This window comes from Burkholderia sp. AU33423 (assembly GCF_002223135.1).
GTDB classification, from domain to species: Bacteria; Pseudomonadota; Gammaproteobacteria; order Burkholderiales; family Burkholderiaceae; genus Burkholderia; species Burkholderia lata_D.
Genome location: NZ_NKFH01000005.1, coordinates 966,997 through 982,983, shown reverse-complemented (window position 1 = coordinate 982,983; position 15,987 = coordinate 966,997). Strand labels below are relative to the sequence as shown.

18 protein-coding genes are annotated in these 15,987 nt (G+C 66.4%); 9 read left to right on the top strand and 9 right to left on the bottom strand.

What is annotated here, in order from left to right:
• Positions 1 to 10: 10 nt before the first annotated feature.
• Both CFB50_RS17145 and dapF read right to left on the bottom strand, forming a co-directional pair.
• Positions 11 to 739: a DUF484 family protein gene (locus tag CFB50_RS17145; protein ID WP_069249124.1), complete on the bottom strand. Its 729-nt coding sequence runs from the start codon at positions 737 to 739 to the stop codon at positions 11 to 13.
• A gap of 37 nt (positions 740 to 776) precedes the next feature.
• Complete coding sequence (dapF, locus tag CFB50_RS17140; protein WP_089446621.1) at positions 777 to 1,646, bottom strand: diaminopimelate epimerase; 870 nt, start codon at positions 1,644 to 1,646, stop codon at positions 777 to 779.
• Positions 1,647 to 2,029: 383 nt separating this feature from the next.
• Between dapF and CFB50_RS17130 the strand changes: the two genes are divergently transcribed.
• Positions 2,030 to 2,308, top strand: a complete 279-nt coding sequence (locus CFB50_RS17130; RefSeq protein ID WP_069249122.1) for a type II toxin-antitoxin system RelE/ParE family toxin — start codon at positions 2,030 to 2,032, stop codon at positions 2,306 to 2,308.
• Between the two features lie 13 nt (positions 2,309 to 2,321).
• Entirely contained in the window at positions 2,322 to 2,624 is a 303-nt protein-coding gene (locus CFB50_RS17125; protein WP_069249121.1) for a HigA family addiction module antitoxin, read from the top strand.
• A 21-nt stretch (positions 2,625 to 2,645) separates the two neighbouring features.
• Here CFB50_RS17125 and lpxL read toward each other — a convergent pair whose 3' ends face one another.
• Positions 2,646 to 3,530: a lauroyl acyltransferase LpxL gene (gene lpxL, locus CFB50_RS17120; protein WP_069249120.1), complete on the bottom strand. Its 885-nt coding sequence runs from the start codon at positions 3,528 to 3,530 to the stop codon at positions 2,646 to 2,648.
• 265 nt (positions 3,531 to 3,795) lie between these two features.
• Between lpxL and metK the strand changes: the two genes are divergently transcribed.
• On the top strand, positions 3,796 to 4,983 hold the full coding sequence (gene metK / locus CFB50_RS17115; protein WP_006482984.1) for a methionine adenosyltransferase: 1,188 nt from the start codon (positions 3,796 to 3,798) through the stop codon (positions 4,981 to 4,983).
• 456 nt (positions 4,984 to 5,439) lie between these two features.
• On the top strand, positions 5,440 to 6,831 hold the full coding sequence (ltrA, locus tag CFB50_RS17110; protein ID WP_089445234.1) for a group II intron reverse transcriptase/maturase: 1,392 nt from the start codon (positions 5,440 to 5,442) through the stop codon (positions 6,829 to 6,831).
• A 159-nt stretch (positions 6,832 to 6,990) separates the two neighbouring features.
• Here ltrA and CFB50_RS17105 read toward each other — a convergent pair whose 3' ends face one another.
• Positions 6,991 to 7,332, bottom strand: coding sequence for a hypothetical protein (locus CFB50_RS17105; protein ID WP_089446620.1), 342 nt, complete (start codon positions 7,330 to 7,332; stop codon positions 6,991 to 6,993).
• Positions 7,333 to 7,684: 352 nt separating this feature from the next.
• Between CFB50_RS17105 and CFB50_RS17100 the strand changes: the two genes are divergently transcribed.
• Positions 7,685 to 8,458: a phytanoyl-CoA dioxygenase family protein gene (locus tag CFB50_RS17100; protein WP_069249118.1), complete on the top strand. Its 774-nt coding sequence runs from the start codon at positions 7,685 to 7,687 to the stop codon at positions 8,456 to 8,458.
• 149 nt (positions 8,459 to 8,607) lie between these two features.
• Here the strand turns inward: CFB50_RS17100 and CFB50_RS17095 are convergent, their stop codons facing one another.
• A complete protein-coding gene (locus CFB50_RS17095; protein WP_011353528.1) occupies positions 8,608 to 8,814 on the bottom strand; it encodes a DUF3185 family protein in 207 nt (68 codons plus the stop codon).
• 193 nt (positions 8,815 to 9,007) lie between these two features.
• Here CFB50_RS17095 and mgrA point away from each other — a divergent pair, with 193 nt between their 5' ends.
• On the top strand, positions 9,008 to 10,051 hold the full coding sequence (mgrA, locus tag CFB50_RS17090) for an L-glyceraldehyde 3-phosphate reductase (RefSeq protein WP_069249117.1): 1,044 nt from the start codon (positions 9,008 to 9,010) through the stop codon (positions 10,049 to 10,051).
• A 110-nt stretch (positions 10,052 to 10,161) separates the two neighbouring features.
• Here the strand turns inward: mgrA and CFB50_RS17085 are convergent, their stop codons facing one another.
• From CFB50_RS17085 to CFB50_RS17075, 3 genes are all read right to left on the bottom strand, one after another.
• Positions 10,162 to 10,347, bottom strand: coding sequence for a hypothetical protein (locus CFB50_RS17085; RefSeq protein ID WP_011353526.1), 186 nt, complete (start codon positions 10,345 to 10,347; stop codon positions 10,162 to 10,164).
• 121 nt (positions 10,348 to 10,468) lie between these two features.
• Positions 10,469 to 10,651 carry a hypothetical protein gene (locus CFB50_RS17080; RefSeq protein WP_089446619.1) on the bottom strand — a complete coding sequence of 61 codons (183 nt, stop codon included), beginning with the start codon at positions 10,649 to 10,651 and terminating at the stop codon, positions 10,469 to 10,471.
• On the bottom strand, positions 10,648 to 11,529 hold the full coding sequence (locus CFB50_RS17075; protein WP_089446716.1) for a DMT family transporter: 882 nt from the start codon (positions 11,527 to 11,529) through the stop codon (positions 10,648 to 10,650). The genes CFB50_RS17080 and CFB50_RS17075 overlap by 4 nt, the downstream gene beginning before the upstream one ends.
• 794 nt (positions 11,530 to 12,323) lie before the next feature.
• Here CFB50_RS17075 and CFB50_RS17065 point away from each other — a divergent pair.
• Positions 12,324 to 12,536 (top strand): hypothetical protein, encoded by a 213-nt coding sequence (locus tag CFB50_RS17065; protein WP_011353523.1) that lies wholly within the window; start codon positions 12,324 to 12,326, stop codon positions 12,534 to 12,536.
• Positions 12,537 to 12,594: 58 nt separating this feature from the next.
• Complete coding sequence (locus CFB50_RS17060; RefSeq protein WP_321199746.1) at positions 12,595 to 13,617, top strand: serine/threonine protein kinase; 1,023 nt, start codon at positions 12,595 to 12,597, stop codon at positions 13,615 to 13,617.
• Positions 13,618 to 13,689: 72 nt separating this feature from the next.
• Here CFB50_RS17060 and CFB50_RS17055 read toward each other — a convergent pair whose 3' ends face one another.
• A complete protein-coding gene (locus tag CFB50_RS17055; RefSeq protein ID WP_089446618.1) occupies positions 13,690 to 15,132 on the bottom strand; it encodes a coniferyl aldehyde dehydrogenase in 1,443 nt (480 codons plus the stop codon).
• Positions 15,133 to 15,374: 242 nt separating this feature from the next.
• On the opposite strand from CFB50_RS17055, the gene CFB50_RS17050 reads away from it, so the two are divergent.
• Entirely contained in the window at positions 15,375 to 15,566 is a 192-nt protein-coding gene (locus CFB50_RS17050) for a hypothetical protein (protein ID WP_179254196.1), read from the top strand.
• The last annotated feature ends 421 nt before the right edge of the window (positions 15,567 to 15,987 follow it).

Below are 15,987 nucleotides of genomic sequence, written 5' to 3'. Positions count from 1 at the left end.
GTGCGGAGGATCAGTGCGGCAGCAGGCGCGTGAGCGCGGCGCTCGCGAGCGTCGCGATCTGCGCGAGGAAGTCGGTGGCCATCCCGTCGTGGAAGCGGCGCGGGTCGGGCGAGCCGAGCACGAGCAGGCCGAACGCGGGCGCATCGTTACCGGCGAGCGGTGCACGCAGCGCGAGCAGCGCGACCGATGTGGCCGAGCCGTCGCCGGCCGGCGGTGCGGCGTCCGCGCCTTCCGCCGCATTCGCGGCCGGGGCGGCAACTGCGGGCGCGAGCCACTGCGCGGCCTCGAAGCCCGTGTTCGCACCGCAGTACGGCGTCGACAGCCCGTTCGTGAACAGGCGCACTTCCTCGCCGACCTGGCGTGCGAAGTCGGCCTGCGAGTAGGTGTCGGCGACGTCCCATACGCGCAGCGCCGTCTGCGGCACGTCGAAGACTTCAGCGATGCCGTCGGCGATCGTGCGCGGCAGCGCGTACGGATCGCGTTCCGCGATCACGCGCGCGGTCCAGCGGCTGAACTTCGCGGACAGGCTGTCGTTCTCGTGGCCGTAGCGCACGAGTTCGGCAAGCCGGCGCTCGAGATGCTTGTTCTTGTCGCGCAGCATCTCCATCTGCCGCTCCTGCAGCGAGATCGCGGCCTTGCCGTGCGGGTTCGCGAGACGGATCGTCGCAAGCAGTTCGGCGTGCTGCGCGAAGAATTCGGGATTGGCGAGCAGGTAGTCGGCGACTTCGCGATCGTTCATGTGGCTGGAGCGTTCAGTTATCAAGGACGTTGCAGGGTCAGGCAGGCAGATCGATCTCGCCTTCGAACACGGTCGTGGCGGGGCCGGCCATCATCAGCGCGGCGGCTTCGTCGCGCGCGCCGTCCCAGCTGATCGTCAGCGTGCCGCCGTGCGTGTGCACGGTCACCGGCGAATCGAGCAGACCGCGCCGGATGCCGGCCGCGACCGCCGCGCATGCGCCGGTGCCGCACGCGAGCGTCTCGCCCGCCGCGCGTTCGTACACGCGCAGCTTCACTTCGCTGCGCGACACGATCTGCATGAAGCCGGCGTTCACGCGCTCCGGGAAGCGCGCGTGGTGCTCGATCAGCGGGCCCTCTTCCCGCACCGGGTAGGCCTCGACATCGTCGACGACCTGCACCGCGTGCGGGTTGCCCATCGTCACCGTCGAAATCCAGCGCGTCGCACCGCCGACGTCGAGCGGCCACAGCGTGTCGCGACCCTCGGTGCGGCCGTCGAGGCCCGCTGCGTCGAACGGCACCTGCGCCGGCGTGAACACGGGCGCACCCATGTCGACGACGACTTCCCCGTTGTCCTGCATCGTCAGCGTGATCAGGCCCTTCATGACCTGCACGCGCACGCTGCGCTTGTCGGTCAGGCCGCGGTCGCTGACGAACTTCACGAAGCAGCGCGCGCCGTTGCCGCAGTGTTCGACCTCGCCGCCGTCGCAATTGAAGATCCGGTACTTGAAATCGACGCCGTCGACAGTCGGTTTTTCGACGAGCAGCAGCTGGTCGGCGCCGATGCCGAAGTGGCGGTTGGCGAGCGCACGCACCTGCGTTTCGGTGAGCGGCGGCAACGCGCGCGAATAGCCGTCGAGCACGACGAAGTCGTTGCCCGCGCCGTGCATCTTGGTGAACGAGAGTTTCACTGGGTCCGGATTTCCATGGCGAACAAGGCGGTCAGCGCGGCGTGCGCGACGCCGCGCCATGCCGGGCGGCCTCGTTCGTCGTGCTGATCTCAACCGCAAATGATACATGCAGCCGACAGGGGCGTCCTGCGCGGGCGGGGGTGGGCGGCCGCGAAATGGGGCGCGTCTGCCGATCGGTCGACTGGTCGCGTGTGCGGCAGGCGGGCAGATTGATGTGGTGTGACGGGCCTGTCGTGGTGCGAGCAGGGTTCGGCGAAAACACGGGATGGTGCGGACGCGTACTTTCGGACAGGTCAAATTGACAAGGCAATCAAGCGATTCGTATAGTGCGGCTATACGCATGGGCCATGCTGTCGGCATCGCGACTCGAATGTGGGAGATCCATGATCAAGTCGTGGCAGCACAAGGGGCTGGAAGCGTTTTTCACGAACGGGAACAAGGCGGGCATCCGGCCCGACCATGCTCCAAGATTACGGCGCCAGCTTGCACGTCTCGACGTCGCGAGCCGGCCGCTCGACATGAACGTGCCGGGCTGGCGGTTTCACGGCCTTGCCCGTGGACTGGACGGCCATTTCGCGGTGAGCGTGAGCAGCAACTGGCGTCTGACGTTCAGTTTCGACGGCGCCGATGCCGTCCTGGTCGATTACCAGGACTACCACTGAGGTGATTCAAGCGATGACTCGCATCTTCAATCCGCCGCATCCGGGCGAAGCGCTGCGTGACGACGTGCTGCCGGCATTCGGCCTGACCGTCACCGAGGCCGCCGCGCAACTCGGCGTCACACGTGCGGCGCTGTCGCGCATCTTGCATGGCCACGCCGGGATTTCGCCGGAAATGGCGTTGCGCATCGAGGCGTGGCTCGGAGAGGAAAACGGCGGTCGCGCGGATCTGTGGCTGGCACAGCAATCCGCTTACGACTTGTGGCAGGCGCGCGCGAAAGGCGTGCCCAAGGTAGCGAGGGCGCAGGCACGTGCGTGACCGTGCGCCCGCGGGTACGGCTCAGTACAGGCTGGGCTCGCCGGCCGGGCGCGTCTTGAAGCGCTTGTGGACCCAATAGTATTGCTCGGGCAGCAGCGGGATCTGTTCCTCGAGGAATTCGTTCATCCGCCGCGCGTCGAGATCGTCGTCGCCGGTCGGGTAGTGATCCCACGGCTTGAATACCTTCAGACGGTAGCCCTTGTAGTTCGGCAGCACCTCGCCGATGAACGGCACGACCTGCGCGCGGCCCGTCTTCGCGAGCCGGCCGACCGCCGTCAGCGTGCAGGCGGGCACGCCGAAGAACGGGACGAACGTCGAATTGCGCAGCCCGTAGTCCATGTCGGCGCCGAGCATCACCGGCTTGCGGTCGCGCAGCCAGCGCAGCACGACGCGCGCGCTGTCCGCGCGGCCGACCATCTCGGCGTCGAAACGCCCGCGCGCCTTCTTCGCCTCTTCCTCGAGCACTGCGTTCGAGAACGGCTGGTAGAGCGACCCGCAGCGGCGGTGCAGCGAACGATTCAGCCAGATCGAGCCGGCCTCGATGCCGACGAAATGCAGACCGAGGAACAGTGTCGGCGGCAGGTCCGGATCGTCGAGGTCGACCGCGCTGTCGACCTGGATCAGCTTCGCGAGCTTTTTCTCCGAACCGAACCACTGCACGCTGCGTTCGACGTAGCTGCGGATCGCATGGCGGAAATGCTGCCCGGCAATTTCCTCGCGGCGTTCGTCGCTCCAGTCAGGGAAGCAGAGTTTCAGATTGGTGTGTACGATGCGTTTTCGCCGGCTGGGGATCTTGTAGAGCAGCCAGCCGAGACCATCGCCGAACCGTGCGGTCAGGCCGTACGGCAACAGGGCGAGCAGTTTCAGCAAGCCAATGGCGAGGTGCGTGGCTAGACGACCTAGCATGCGAAACCTCCGTGGGACCGGCTGGCCGGCGCTTTGCAAACAGGTGGGTGAGACAGCGGAAGATGCAGCACGGGCGGCGCTCTGTGACAATTCAGGAAAGCCGCTATAATACGGGCTTCGCCGAGTTAACTGACAACTTGCGGGGCGAAGCCGGTTAGCGTGACACGCGCTGCCCGGTCCTGGTAATCCGCTAAAGCGTCGCCGCTTCAGGCCCAACGAAGCTGGCTACGTGAAACCAACCGTAACCACACAGGAGCCTGAAAAAGTGGCAAACGATTATCTCTTCACGTCCGAATCCGTCTCTGAAGGCCATCCGGACAAAGTCGCGGACCAAATCTCGGACGCGATCCTCGATGCCATCCTCGAGCAGGACAAGTATTCCCGCGTTGCGGCGGAAACGCTGTGCAACACGGGTCTCGTCGTTCTGGCCGGTGAAATCACCACGACGGCCAACATCGACTACATCCAGATCGCGCGCGACACGATCAAGCGCATCGGCTACGACAACACCGACTACGGCATCGACTACAAGGGTTGCGCGGTGCTCGTCGCGTACGACAAGCAGTCGCCGGACATCGCCCAGGGCGTCGATCGTGCACACGACGACAACCTCGACCAGGGCGCGGGCGACCAGGGGCTGATGTTCGGTTACGCGTGCGATGAAACGCCGGAACTGATGCCGCTGCCGATCTACCTGTCGCACCGCCTCGTCGAGCGCCAGGCCAGCCTGCGCCGCGACGGCCGCCTGCAATGGCTGCGCCCGGACGCGAAGTCGCAGGTGACGGTCCGCTACGTCGACGGCAAGCCCGATTCGATCGACACCGTCGTGCTGTCGACGCAGCACGCACCGGACATCGAGCTGCCGGCGCTGCGCGAAGCCGTGATCGAGGAAATCATCAAGCCGACGCTGCCGGCCGACCTGATCAAGGGCGACATCAAGTTCCTGGTGAACCCGACCGGCCGATTCGTGATCGGTGGCCCGCAGGGCGACTGCGGCCTGACCGGCCGCAAGATCATCGTCGATACCTACGGCGGTGCCGCACCGCACGGCGGCGGCGCGTTCTCGGGCAAGGATCCGTCGAAGGTCGACCGTTCGGCTGCGTACGCAGGCCGCTACGTCGCGAAGAACATCGTCGCCGCCGGCCTCGCGTCGCGCGCGTTGATCCAGGTGTCGTACGCGATCGGCGTGGCCGAGCCGACCTCGGTGATGGTCAACACGTTCGGCACGGGCCGCGTGTCGGATGCGGTGATCACGAAGCTCGTGCGCGAGCATTTCGACCTGCGTCCGAAGGGCATCATCAAGATGCTCGACCTGCTGCGCCCGATCTACGAGAAGACCGCTGCTTACGGCCACTTCGGCCGCGAAGAGCCGGAATTCTCGTGGGAAGCGACCGACAAGGCGCTCGCCCTGGCCGAAGCGGCCGGCGTCGAGCCGACGGCACGCGTCGCGTAAGCGTCGTTCACCTCAAATGAAAAACCCCGGCAAAGCCGGGGTTTTTTTATGGTGCGCCCGGCAGGGCGCACTCACTAGGAGGTGAAAGTCCTCTACACGCCCGGCAAGGGGAAGTGTTAGCTAGAGGCAAGGGCGTCGTGGGTGACTGCGAGTCTGAAGGAAGCCCGAGGCAAAGCGCTGGCCTGACGAACAGGAAGCGGATAAGAGGCGACGCATCGGGGTAAGGCAGCCAAAACGGCCGAAGCCCGAAACTTGCACGGGGCGATGCGGCGTATATCCGACAGGCATAAGCGTGAAGGTGGGTGCGCAATACCCGGGGAGATCTGCACGGCTGCCGAAGTGCTACTGGCGTCGAGAGGCGTCGGGATGGCCATGCAGAAGTCAGCAGAGGGCATAGTAGGCCACGAGGCTGAAGGCCCGAACATGAAGGACCGCAATTAGGACGGTAGAAACTCGATGCGAGTCGATGAAGCACAAGCCTGTGAGAACGGGGCCATGACGCAGGAGCCGGGGCGGAACTCCGGGGATGGCGCGCGTGGTGCGGAGGCTGGCACGGCGGCTACTGGGCAAGCGAAAGCGGAGGGACCATCGCTGATGGAGGCGGTGGTAGAACGCAGCAACCTGTGGCTGGCGTATCGACGGGTGGTCGAGAACCGTGGCGCGCCGGGAGTCGATGACTTGCCGGTGGAGCAGTTCAAGGACTGGCTGAAGATGCATTGGCCGAGCGTGAAGGCGGCGCTGCTGGAGGGGCAATACATGCCGGCGGCGGTACGCGCGGTGGACATACCGAAGCCTGCGGGCGGGGTAAGGACACTGGGCATCCCGACGGTGCTGGACCGGCTGATCCAGCAAGCGCTGCACCAAGTACTCCAACCGATCTTCGAGCCGGGGTTTTCTGAGTCGAGCTACGGCTTCAGGCCGCAGCGCAGCGCGCAGCAGGCGGTGCTGAAGGCACGGCGGTATGTGCAGGAAGGCCGCCGCTGGGTGGTGGACATCGATCTGGAGAAGTTCTTCGACCGGGTGAACCACGACATCCTGATGTCACGGGTGGCCCGGCAGGTGAAGGATGATCGGGTGCTCAAGCTGATCCGGCGATATCTGGAGGCGGGCCTGCTGCTAGGCGGGATGGTGACGGTGCGACGGGAGGGGACGCCGCAAGGCGGGCCGCTCTCGCCGCTGCTGTCGAACATTCTGCTGACGGACTGGGACCGCGAGCTTGAGCGACGCGGCCACGCGTTCTGCCGTTATGCGGACGACTGCAACATCTATGTTCGAAGCAAGGCGGCGGGCGAGCGGCTGTTGATGCAGATGAAGGCGTTTCTGGAGAGGCGCTTGAGGCTGCGAATCAACGAGGCGAAGAGCACGTGTGCACGGCCGTGGACGCGCAAGTTCCTGGGCTACAGCGTGACGATGCATCGTCAGGCGAGGTTGCGAATCGCACCGGAGAGCCTGAAGAGGCTGACGGCGCGGGTCAGGGAACTGATGCGTCCGGGTCGAGGACGTAGCGTATCGCAGACGATCGAGGCGCTGAACCCGGTGCTTCGCGGCTGGATAAGCTACTTCCGGCACACGGAGGTCAAAGGCGCGTTGGAGGAACTGGACGGGTGGGTCAGACGGCGAATGCGCAGCCTTCTATGGAGGCAGGCGAAACGCCGGGGAGCCCGCGCGACCATGCTGCGTCGAAGGGGACTCACGGAAGCACGGGCATGGCGATCGTCCCGCAATGGGCGAGGGCCTTGGTGGAACGCAGGAGCGAGCCACATGAACGCGGCCTTCCCGAAACGCTACTTCGACGACCTGGGGCTGGTCTCGCTGCTGGACACCCAGCAGCGCCTCCAGCGTTCTTGATGAACCGCCGTATGCGGAACCGCACGTACGGTGGTGTGGGAGGGCTGAGGGGGTAACCCCTCTCCCTACCCAATGATTCCGATCGCCGCGGCAATCGGGCAACGGCGCGGGCAGCGGCGCGACGGCGATCGTCGCGCGGCGGTGCCCGCCTGCGTGCGCTCAGCGTGCGCCGAACCCGAACCAGCCGTTGCTGGCCGCGAGGCGGCGCGGGCGGTTGACGCGGCGCTGCGGGCCGAGCGTACGGCGCAGCGCGAGCGCGCGCAGCGACGACGGCTTCTGCAGCAGCGAGCGCAGGCCGGAACGGCGCGAGAACGCCTGCGCGCTCATCATCGAGAAAAATGCGTGGAACCACGCACGGATGCCGTCCAGCCGGCTATGTGCGGGCGTACGCTCGGCCAGCGCCTGCGTGCGTGCGCGGTGATGGCGCAGCGAGCGGGCAGGAGCGGGCGGCACGACGCGCTTTGCAGCGCGGCTGAGACGGGAAGTCAGACGGAATGGCATGTGAACGATGCTTCGCTTGTATGGATGGCGCCCTTGGGAGCGCACTGGTATGAACGGCCTCGGATTGCGCAACGGATCTTATCGAAACTCGCTGCGCGCCGCGCCCGCCAGAATTGACAGGCCGCGACAGGCTACAGGGGATTCATGACGGGCAAAAGTCGCGATAAACCCTTGTGCCACAAGGCGTGTGCCGCATACCGCCTGTCGGTGAGGCCGGCACCGCGCCGCACAGTTCCCTTGAGCCGGATCAAATTCGAGATTGGCATGCCCCTGCGCACGACAATGGTGCTGTTCGCGGCATCCGGCGCCGATTTACAATCGTCACATTCACACAATAAACGTCTGGCATCCCATGTCGTCTCCATTGCAGTCGGAATCGATCCGCGCGCAAGTCGCGGAATTGCGCGAGCGCGGCTTCGTCGTCGCGCGTGGCCTCGTCAGCGACGAGCAGTGCGCGGCGCTCAGGCAGATCGCGGAGCGCCAGTTGCGGGAGGCGGCCGAGCCGATCGAGTTCGAGGCGGACCTGCGCTACCCGGGCGCGCCCGAGTCCAAGCATGCGCCGGGCGGGCACACGGTGCGGCGGCTGCTCGATGCGTATTCGCGTGATCCGGCCTTCGCCGAGCGCGCGGTCGCACCGGAAATCGGTGCGTGGATGCGCGAGTATTTCGGCGAAGAACCGGTGCTGTCGCGCGCGCATCACAACTGCATGATGACGAAGCACCCCGCGTACGGCAGCCTGACCGGCTGGCATCGCGATTTCCGCTACTGGTCGTTCGAGCGTCCGGACATGGTGTCGGTGTGGCTCGCGCTCGGCCCGGAAACGAACGAGAACGGCGCACTGTGGCTCGTACCGGGGTCGCATACGGCCGAATTCGGACCTGAAGCATTCGACGATGCGAAGTTCTTCCGCAGCGACCTGCCGGCGAACCGGAAGATGATCGACGCGGCCACGTGCCCGTCACTGCAGACGGGCGACGTCGTGTTCTTCCACAGCAACACGCTGCATTCGGCCGGGCAGAACCGTTCCGACCAGGTGAAGTTTTCGCTCGTGTACACGTATCACGGCGCGAGCAACCGGCCGGTGCCCGGCACGCGCTCGGCATCGAAATCGGAAGTGCCGTTCTAGGCGCGGAGGGGGCGGCCTTCAAGGCCGCGGCGATGACGCGATGCCGAGCATCGCGGGTGCATGGAACAACGGGCGGCCTGGCCGCCCGTTTCGTTGGGTGCGGCCCGAGCGTATGACGCGGGCCGTGCGTGCATCGCGCGACTGCGCGCTCAGCGCTTGCCGCCCGGCATCGCGAGGCCGATCAGGCCGATGAACGATGCGACGGCGCCGCCCACGATCAGCAGGATCGTCTTCGTCGCGGGCGAACCGGTGAAGAAGCGCGACACGTTGTCGTTGATCGAATGGAACGACTGGCCGCCGAAATACAGCAGCACGACGCCGCCGACGAGCAGCGCAACCGAGATGACCCGGGACATACCAACCTCGCTGAAACGGTGATTCGAGACGCCGCAGTGTAGGCGACGACCGCGGCCGCGTCCATCGTCGCGCCGCCGAGCACGTTCCGGCCGCTTTCGCTACCATAGTCGTCGTATGACTCCTTCGCCGCCGCCCCGCCGCAAGCGCGGCCGGCGCGCGTCCCCTCTCCCGATGTCCTGACGGAACCGACTCATGGCCTACGAAGCAGCTTCCGAACGTTATGCCGACATGCAATACCGCACCTGCGGCAAATCCGGGCTCAAACTGCCCGCGCTGTCGCTCGGCCTGTGGCACAACTTCGGCGACTCGACGCCGATCTCGACGCAGCGCGACATCCTGCGCACCGCATTCGACCTCGGTATCAACCACTTCGATCTCGCGAACAACTACGGGCCGCCGTACGGCAGCGCGGAAACCAACTTCGGCCGGCTGCTGAAGGAAGATTTCCGGCCGTATCGCGACGAGCTGCTGATCTCGACGAAGGCCGGCTGGGACATGTGGCCGGGGCCGTACGGCAGCGGCGGCGGGTCGCGCAAGTACGTGCTCGCGAGCCTCGACCAGAGCCTGCAGCGGATGGGGCTCGACTACGTCGACATCTTCTATTCGCACCGCTTCGACGCGCACACGCCGCTCGAGGAAACGGCGGGCGCGCTTGCGTCGGCCGTGCAGCAGGGCAAGGCGCTCTACATCGGCATTTCGTCGTACTCGGCGGCGAAGACGCGCGAGATGGCCGAGCTGCTCGCGCAGTACAAGGTGCCGCTGCTGATCCACCAGCCGTCGTACAACCTGCTGAACCGCTGGGTCGAAACCGAACTGCTCGGCACGCTCGACGAGATCGGCACGGGCAGCATTGCGTTCACGCCGCTCGCGCAGGGGCTGCTCACGTCGAAGTACCTGAACGGCGTGCCGGCCGACGCGCGCGTGAACAAGCCGGGCGGCGGTTCGCTGAAGCAGGATCACCTGAGTGCGGACAACCTCGACCATGTGCGCAAGCTCAACGCGATCGCCGAACGGCGCGGGCAGAGCCTCGCGCAGATGGCGCTCGCCTGGGTGTTGCGCAACGGCCGCGTGACGTCCGCGTTGATCGGCGCGAGCCGGGCGGAGCAGGTGCGTGAAAACGTGGGCGCGCTGAAGAATCTCGAATTCTCGGCGGAAGAACTCGCGGAGATCGATCGTTACGCGACGGAAGGCGGCATCAATCTGTGGGAAAAGCCGTCCACCGATCAGGCGATCTGACCGGCAGTCGATACGGCATGCGAAACATCGCGTGCCGTATCGATGGCTTGCGCGCAGCACATCGCATCGCTGCAATGCAGCGATGCACGCCACGCACGGGTGGTGCGCCGCTAGATCAGCGCAGGCAGGCCTTCGACGAGCAATACCGCGACGCCGACGCCGAGGATGACGCCCAGCACGCGCAGCAGGTTGTGGCGGAATTCGGTTGCGCACGGCACCGCGCCGAGAAATAGCGCTCCGGCTAGCGCCATCGGAATCAACAGGATGAAGTCGCCGATCGTGAAGTAGGTCGTCATGCGTGTCTCCAGGGTCGACCGGAGTGGGCGCATGCGCGCTTGCTCCGGCCCCATGCCGGGTGTTTCTAGTATGGTCCGGCCCGATTGCGAGCGGGGCGGTCAATTCGAGTATAGGCAACCGTCAGCGCTTTTCGCTATCCGAACCATTAAAAATCAGCGGAAAGCCCGGCGAATCGCGCATTTTTCCCGCAAGTTCGACGAACGCCTTGCGCGTATCTTTCTCGCGCCTTTCGATTTTTGCGGTTTCGTCGTATGTGTCCGATGCGTGCCGCCGCACCGCGGGCGCGGCGGCACGCCCGCTCATGCGCGGTCGGGTTGCACGCGGGCGGCCGGTGCGCGGAACACGAGTGCGAGCCCCGCGATGATTGCCCCCATGCCGGCGAGCGCGAGCGGCTCGGGCCGGTTGCCGAGCCATGCGGCATCCATCAGCGTGGTGACGACGGGCACGAGATAGAACAGGCTCGTCACGTTGACGAGATCGCCGCGCTGCATCAACCGGTAGAACAGCAGTTGCGCGATCACCGAAATCACGATGCCGAGCCACAGCAGCGGGATCACGAAGGCCCAGCTCATGTCGAACGACACCGGCCGGAACGGCACGATCGCCACGCACAGCGCGAGGCCGATCGCATTCTGCAGCGGCAGCACGTCGGCGGGCGCCGCACGTACGCGCTTTTGCAGCAGCGAGCCGGCGGTCAGCGCGACGAGCGCGGTGAGCGCGTACGCGATGCCGGCGAGCGACAGGCCGCCGTCTCCCGCGCCGCGGAACACGACGAGCGCGAGGCCGGCCAGCGACAGCGCGAGCCCCGCGATGCGTGCGGGCTGCCAGCGCCGCTCGACGATCGCGAGCGTGAGGATCGGCTGCACGCCAAGGATCGTCGCGAGCACGCCCGGTGCGATCCCGCGTTCGAGCGCGAGCAGGTAGAAGATCGAATAGCCGCCCATCATCAGCAGGCCGGTCAGCGCGGCCATGCGCCGCTCGCCGCGCGGCGGCAGCCAGCGCTTGCGCAGGAAGGCCAGCCCGAGCAGCACGAGCGATGCCAGTGCGAAACGTGCGGTGAGAAAGACGAACGCGGACGCGTGACGCAGACCGAGTTCAGCGAAGATTGCGCCGCTGCTCCACAGCAGCACGAAGAGCGACGTCGCGCCATGCGCGGCGAGCGCGCGTTTGAACGAAACCATGTGAATCCACCTGTCGAACGGATCGGGATGTTCCATCCGCGCGCGCAGCAACACGCCGTGCGTCACGACGCACGAATGCGAGCCTACGGGCGAATGGAAGACGAAACGAAAAGCCGGCTGGTCAGCCGACGCGTGCCGCCGGAGGGGGCGGCGCGGCGCAGACGAGCGGCGGTGCGACAGGAGGAGGAAGGACCGACGGATGCGCGCACGCCTGCGGCCGCGAGTCGAACTGCGGCCGGGATTTTGCAAGGGCGGACGTGAACGGATGCATCGTGTCGGAATGCGCTTGAACGCGAATGAGCGTCAAAGGTACCGCAAGGCCGGCGTCGGATGCAACACCTGTCGGTGGTGCATCGCATGACGAAGGGCGAAGGGCGTTGCGTGCGCAACGGTCGCTGCGCTGGCTGCGTTCGAGGCGGGGGGAAGGTGATGACGGCGTCGCGTGATTCGGCAACCGCCGTCGCGCGAATTTGCGTGACGACCCGGCACCGGACCCATGACGCACGCGGAGCGTCCGTCACATGCGCGCCGCGGTGATGCCGGGGATTCGGCGGGCGGTCACATTCGACAGGGTATGATGGGGGTAACCGGGCGGGCAAGCGTCTGCTCCGGCGCAGTGGTTGATTGGAGACATTCGACGAATTCGCGGCACTTCGCCTGCTTCTTCTTCTTTTCGTGCTTCGATAAACCGTGAACAATGGGATTACGCGCAACGCTCCGACGAGAGCGCGCGGATCGTGCATTTGCCGGCCCCCAGCGGGCCGGGTTTCAAGATTCAAGAGTGGGGAACCATCATGCATGTCGGGTCGATTGTCTGCACTACCCATATCGCGGTGCCGAAGGGCGCGCGCGGCATCGTCCAGCGCGTCCTGGGCGACATGGCCATGGTGACCTGGTACGCGGGCGTACCGGGCGAGTCCAAGGAACTCAACACCGAGCCGTTCTTTCTCGAGGACCTGATCGACACCGGCGAATCCGTGCTGCCGGCCGGCGCGGCGCTTCACTAAGCGCAACCTCCGCACCGGGCGCTCGTCTTTCAGCCCGACTGGAGGCACAATGCGGGGCATGAAAGACGTCACTTCCGCTCCCGCTTCGCCCGCCGGCCCGCCGTTCGCCGGACTCACGCCCGAGTGCGTGCTCGATGCGCTCGACAGCGTGCTGATACCGGCCGGCCTGCGCACCGACGGGCGCCTGCTTGCGCTCAACAGCTACGAAAACCGCGTCTATCAGGTCGGCATCGAAGACGGCCCGCCGGTCGTCGCGAAGTTCTACCGTCCGGCGCGCTGGTCGGACGAAGCGATCCTCGAAGAGCACGCGTTCGTCGCCGAACTCGCCGCGCGCGAGATTCCGGCGGTGCCCGCGCGCACCTTCGACGGCCGCACGCTGCACGCGTTCGACGGCTTCCGCTTCTCGATCTTCGAGCGGCGCGGCGGCCGTGCGCCCGATCTCGATCGCAGCGACACGCTCGAATGGCTCGGCCGCTTCATCGGCCGGATCCATGCGGTCGGCGCGACGCAGCCGTATGTCGCGCGCCCCGTGCTCGACATCAATACGTTCGGCTATGAGCCGCGCGACTACCTGCTCGCGCACGATTTCATTCCGGACGATGTGCGGCCCGCATACGAGACGGCCGTGACGCTCGCGCTCGAAGGTGTCGAGGCCGCGTTCGAGCGGGCGGGCGAGATCCGTCTGCTGCGCACGCACGGCGACTGTCATCCGAGCAACGTGCTTTGGACCGATGCCGGCCCGCACTTCGTCGACTTCGACGACAGCCGGATGGCGCCCGCGATCCAGGATCTGTGGCTGCTGCTGCCGGGTGATCGCGAAGGCGCGTCGCGTGCGCTGGCGGACCTGCTGGCCGGCTACGAGGATTTCTGCGAATTCGAGCCGCGCGAGCTGCATCTCGTCGAAGCGCTGCGCACGCTGCGGCTGATCCACTACGCCGCATGGCTCGCGCGGCGCTGGGACGATCCCGCATTTCCGGCCGCGTTCCCGTGGTTCAACACGCATCGTTACTGGGAAGCGCGCGTGCTCGAGTTGCGCGAGCAGATCGGCGCGATGCAGGAAGGGCCGCTCTGGCCCGTGTGACGGCGCGCGCGGCACCCTCGCCGCGCGGCATGCCTGTGCGGGCCGCGGCGCGACGCGCGCGGCCCGTTCCGCTCAGAACTTCAGCATCAGCTTGATCAGTGCGGCGAAGCGCTTGCCGTACGGCGGCGCGAGCAGGTTGCGCGCGTTCAGGCGCGCCTGCGTGAGCACCGGCTTCATCTTCGAGAACGTCACGAAGCCGTCGTAGCCGTGATAGGCGCCCATGCCGCTCGCACCGACACCACCGAACGGCAAACTGCCGCACGCGATGTGCATCAGCGTTTCGTTGATCGACACGCCGCCCGAGATCGTTTCGCGCATCACGCGGTCGATCGTGCCGCCGTCCTCGTCGAACAGGTAGAGCGCGAGCGGACGCGGGCGTGCATTCACGTACGCGATCGCTTCGTCGAGCCGTTCGTACGGCACGAGTGGCAGCAGCGGCCCGAAGATTTCCTCCTGCATCAGTTGCGACGCGGCCGGCACCCGCGTGATCGCACACGGCACGAAGCGGCGCGATGCGGGATCGGATTGCGCATCGGACAGCGGATGCAGCTGCGCGCCGGCCGCTTGCGCGTCGCTCGCGAGCTGCTGCAGCCGCGCGTAGTGGCGCGGCGACACGATCGTCGTGTAGTCGCCGTTGGCCGACAGGTCGGGATACATCTTCGCGAACCGTGCACGCGCGCGCTCGATGAACGCGGCTTCCATTCCGCGCGGCAGCAGCACGTAGTCGGGCGCGATGCAGGTCTGGCCTGCATTCAGCGTCTTGCCCGCGACGATCGCGTCGACGGCCGCATCGAAGCGCGCGTTCGGGCCGACGATCGCCGGCGACTTGCCGCCGAGTTCGAGCGTGACGGGCGTGAGGTTGTCGGCGGCCGCGCGCATCACGTGGCGGCCGACGTGCGTCGAGCCGGTGAACAGCAGATGATCGAACGGCAGCCCGCTGAACGCGGCGCCCACTTCCGCATCGCCGTTCACGACCGCGACGTGGTCGCGCGTGAAGGTCTTGGCAATGAGCTGCTCGAACAGCGCCGACGTGCGCGGCGTCAGTTCGGACATCTTGATGATCGCGCGGTTGCCGGCCGCGAGCGCGCAGATCAGCGGGCCGGCCGCGAGCAGTACCGGGTAGTTCCACGGCACGACGATGCCGACCACGCCGAGCGGCTGCGGAATCACTTTCGCGCGCGCCGGACGCAGCCACTTGTTCATCGGCTTGCGGATCGGCTTCATCCAGCGCTTGCCGTGCTTGAGCGCGTCGTCGATCTCTTCCTTCGCCATCCAGATTTCCGACAGCAGCACTTCCTGCTTCGCGCGATGACCGAAATCGGCGCTGATCGCTTCGGCGAGTGCATCCGCATGGTCGATCAGCATCGTGCGCAGCGCGCGCAGGTGCTGCACGCGCGTTTCCCATGCCGGATACGGCGCGCGCAGGTAGGCCGCGCGCTGGTCGCGCAGCAGCGCCGTCAGCGTGTCCACCGACGGCAGGGCTTGCGGGGCCAGTTCGGGCAGCTCGTTCTTCATGTCGTCTCCTCCAGTTGGGCCAGGCGGGTCGGCCGGCCGTCACGCCGCACGCGCACGCTCGGCGAGCGCGGCGACGCGGATCGGGATGGTGCGGGTCGCGCGGCACGGGGCCGATGCGACGTGTGCTCGAAAACCGGTTGAAGCGTGCAGCGGGCGTCGCATCCACGCGACGGTGTGTGCATCCGGAAACCGTGTCGATGCGCATGTGCAGGTAGCGCGATGCGACTGTTGCCGAGCACGCGATGCCGAAGCGCGACTACCTGTCGGCGCACCGAAGCGGAGCAGCGCGACAGGTCCGTCAAATCATGCCGCGGCGCATCGTGCCGCTGCGGCGACACACCGTCCAAACGGTCGGCGACGACACGTGCCGTTCGATTTCGATCGACTGCGCGCATGACGCCGAGCATCTCCGCGCGGGCAGCCGTTTGAAATGAAATGCAGGCTGCGCGCATCGCATCCGGACCACCCGGTCGCCACGCGGCCTGCAGAACCTGGCGCTGCATCGTCGTCACTCCCGTTTCGCGACGGATCGGCTTCTCGTGGCCGGCGCGTCGCGCAAAGCGAATCGATACATCTTAAATTTAGTTCACGCGAGCGTTTAGAGGAATCGCTCTTGAATTGGCGCGCCGTGCGCGGGACGGCCATTCCTACAATGCCCCGAGGGTCTGTTTGCAGATGGAACACGCATGCGTTGCCATGAGAACGGCCGCTCGCGAGGCGCGTGACGTATTCGCAAGGAGCGCAACGCGGCGAGCGGCCGTTCTCATGGCAACCCCAAATTAAAAAAATCATGTCACGGGAATGCCCGAAATCGCCCGTATGGCGGCGTCGCTCGTCGCTTGTTTGGCTCGGCCA

What these genes read in the sequence shown, in the direction of transcription:
- CFB50_RS17145 (WP_069249124.1), bottom strand. Translation starts at nt 739, where the DNA reads ATGAACGATCGCGAAGTCGCCGACTACCTGCTCGCCAATCCCGAATTC.
- CFB50_RS17130 (WP_069249122.1), top strand. Translation starts at nt 2,030, where the DNA reads ATGATCAAGTCGTGGCAGCACAAGGGGCTGGAAGCGTTTTTCACGAAC.
- CFB50_RS17125 (WP_069249121.1), top strand. Translation starts at nt 2,322, where the DNA reads ATGACTCGCATCTTCAATCCGCCGCATCCGGGCGAAGCGCTGCGTGAC.
- lpxL (WP_069249120.1), bottom strand. Translation starts at nt 3,530, where the DNA reads ATGCTAGGTCGTCTAGCCACGCACCTCGCCATTGGCTTGCTGAAACTG.
- ltrA (WP_089445234.1), top strand. Translation starts at nt 5,440, where the DNA reads ATGCGAGTCGATGAAGCACAAGCCTGTGAGAACGGGGCCATGACGCAG.
- CFB50_RS17105 (WP_089446620.1), bottom strand. Translation starts at nt 7,332, where the DNA reads ATGCCATTCCGTCTGACTTCCCGTCTCAGCCGCGCTGCAAAGCGCGTC.
- CFB50_RS17100 (WP_069249118.1), top strand. Translation starts at nt 7,685, where the DNA reads ATGTCGTCTCCATTGCAGTCGGAATCGATCCGCGCGCAAGTCGCGGAA.
- CFB50_RS17095 (WP_011353528.1), bottom strand. Translation starts at nt 8,814, where the DNA reads ATGTCCCGGGTCATCTCGGTTGCGCTGCTCGTCGGCGGCGTCGTGCTG.
- mgrA (WP_069249117.1), top strand. Translation starts at nt 9,008, where the DNA reads ATGGCCTACGAAGCAGCTTCCGAACGTTATGCCGACATGCAATACCGC.
- CFB50_RS17085 (WP_011353526.1), bottom strand. Translation starts at nt 10,347, where the DNA reads ATGACGACCTACTTCACGATCGGCGACTTCATCCTGTTGATTCCGATG.
- CFB50_RS17080 (WP_089446619.1), bottom strand. Translation starts at nt 10,651, where the DNA reads ATGAGCGGGCGTGCCGCCGCGCCCGCGGTGCGGCGGCACGCATCGGAC.
- CFB50_RS17075 (WP_089446716.1), bottom strand. Translation starts at nt 11,529, where the DNA reads ATGGTTTCGTTCAAACGCGCGCTCGCCGCGCATGGCGCGACGTCGCTC.
- CFB50_RS17065 (WP_011353523.1), top strand. Translation starts at nt 12,324, where the DNA reads ATGCATGTCGGGTCGATTGTCTGCACTACCCATATCGCGGTGCCGAAG.
- CFB50_RS17060 (WP_321199746.1), top strand. Translation starts at nt 12,595, where the DNA reads ATGAAAGACGTCACTTCCGCTCCCGCTTCGCCCGCCGGCCCGCCGTTC.
- CFB50_RS17055 (WP_089446618.1), bottom strand. Translation starts at nt 15,132, where the DNA reads ATGAAGAACGAGCTGCCCGAACTGGCCCCGCAAGCCCTGCCGTCGGTG.
- CFB50_RS17050 (WP_179254196.1), top strand. Translation starts at nt 15,375, where the DNA reads ATGCCGAAGCGCGACTACCTGTCGGCGCACCGAAGCGGAGCAGCGCGA.